The 1,161-nt window shown below is 52.0% G+C and carries 1 protein-coding gene and 1 pseudogene; one reads left to right on the top strand and one right to left on the bottom strand.

Annotated elements, in window-relative coordinates; genetic code table 11:
- The coding region (locus WH277_RS04065; RefSeq protein WP_339504492.1) for a substrate-binding domain-containing protein at positions 1-864 on the top strand (864 nt) is incomplete at its 5' end.
- 83 nt (positions 865-947) lie between these two features.
- On the opposite strand, the pseudogene WH277_RS04060 reads toward WH277_RS04065, so the two are convergent.
- Positions 948-1,161, bottom strand: a pseudogene (locus WH277_RS04060) (pyridoxamine 5'-phosphate oxidase family protein); the annotation flags it as partial.

Below are 1,161 nucleotides of genomic sequence, written 5' to 3'. Positions count from 1 at the left end.
CGCGCGAGCCTGGCAAGCGGTCGCACGTTACCGATCGATCTGGTGATGCACGCGCCAGAGCGATTCAGTTCGCTGACGGTAGCGGCACTACTCAGCCAAATTAAAAGCTTCGCGCCTTTTCGGCTGACGCTGCGCTGCCACATTTATGAGGAAATCGCGCCTGAGGAGCTGCAACGTGAGCTGCGCCGCTGTGGCAATGACAGCTACGGGGTCCTGCTCAAGGCAAGCGATCACCTTTTGCTGGAGAGCGCAATTGCCGAACTGGCGGCGATCAACGTGCCGGTGGTGACGCTCGTTACTGACTTGCCACGTAGCGAGCGGATCCGTTATGTCGGCATGGATAATGAAGGTGCTGGCCGAACGGCGGCCTGGCTGATGTCGCGGTGGCTATCTGCAGAAGTGCAAACGGTCGCCGTGGTGATCAGCAGCACGGGCTTTCGCGGAGAAGAGCAGCGAATGGAGGGCTTCATTCAGGCGTTGAGTCAGCGGGCCCCGTATTTGCAGATTAAAGCTGTCAGTGAAGGTTACGGTATCGATACACTGACGTTTAAACAGATGTGTGCCGCGCTTGAACAGGATCATTCGATTCATTCTGTTTACAGCGTGGGCGGAGGAAATAGTGCCGTTTTGCAGGCTTTTTCAGCGATGCAACGAGACATAAAAGTCTTTATTGGACACGACCTTGATGAAGAGAATCGCAGGCTACTGGCTGCTGAAGAGATGGATGCAGTGATTGACCATGATCTGCAAGAAGATGCGCGAGCTGCATTTGGTGCCATCCTGCGTTTTCATGGTTTTTTGCCAAAAACAGAAGATGAAACGGCATCATCTCGCGTCATTGTCGTCACGCCGTTCAATATTTAAAGCACTTGCGATGGCAACTCATTGATACGAAATTCTTGTCGCTAGTTTGGCTAAAAGTAGTACGCCAGACTAGCGGTAAACAATCAGTAAAGTGTGTTTTTCAACCGCTCCGGCAAGGCCTCGTCGTAAGCCAAACCATCAATTTCTGACCGTGAAATCATACTCAGGATACTCCCTGTGCTGGGAAGAGACTGCCTGTCAATTTGTGCGGCTGGATCCCAGAGTTTTGAGCGAATGATTGCTCTACTACACTGGAAAAAAACGCTTTCCACTGAAATGCGTAGCACCGTTTTAGGG

Source organism: Erwinia sp. MYb416, assembly GCF_037479575.1.
In the GTDB taxonomy this organism is placed as follows: domain Bacteria; phylum Pseudomonadota; class Gammaproteobacteria; order Enterobacterales; family Enterobacteriaceae; genus Erwinia; species Erwinia rhapontici.
Note: the sequence above shows the minus strand (reverse complement) of the source record. Positions and strands in the feature narration are given on the sequence as shown.